Here is a 528-nt window from a genome sequence, read left to right on the forward strand (position 1 = left end):
AAACAGCCGTTCCTGCGGGTCCATCAATTCCGCTTCCCGCGGGGAAATGTGAAAGAACAGGGGATCAAACCGGTCGACCTCTTCCAGAAAACCGCCCCAGATGCCACGGGCCTGTTCCTCCGTGTATTGCCAGAGTTCCCTCCTCTCTTTGGGAACTTCGGTGATGCAGTCCTTCCCTGCTTGCAAATTGCGCCAAAACTCGCGCATATTGCGGGCTCCGGGATAGCGCCCCGCCAGGCCGATGATGGCGATGTCCGCGGTTTCGGGAGTTTTCTCCGCAGGAACCGTGCGGAAAGCGGGACGCCACTTCCGCCCCCGGCCGCTTTTGCGCTCTTTCGCCACCGGAGCCACCGGTTCCGGCAAAGCAGCGGAGACAGCGGGACTTGCGCCCAGTGTCCGCTCCAACTGTTCGCGATAATGCGCCAGGAAATAGCCTGTCAGTTCGTCTACCGTTTTGTACTCAAAAAACAGCGTTTTGGGCAACGGGCCAAATGTTTTTTCCAACTCGTTCGTCAGCTTCATCACCAT

General features: G+C 58.1%; 1 protein-coding gene. It reads right to left on the reverse strand.

Annotation, left to right across the window (positions count from 1 at the left end; genetic code table 11):
* A partial coding sequence (locus I8U18_RS17640; RefSeq protein WP_198065188.1) for an acyl carrier protein occupies window positions 1–528 on the reverse strand: 528 nt, incomplete at both ends.

The sequence above is a fragment of the Thermoactinomyces sp. CICC 10522 genome, from assembly GCF_016055075.1.
Taxonomy (GTDB): domain Bacteria; phylum Bacillota; class Bacilli; order Thermoactinomycetales; family Thermoactinomycetaceae; genus Thermoactinomyces_A; species Thermoactinomyces_A daqus.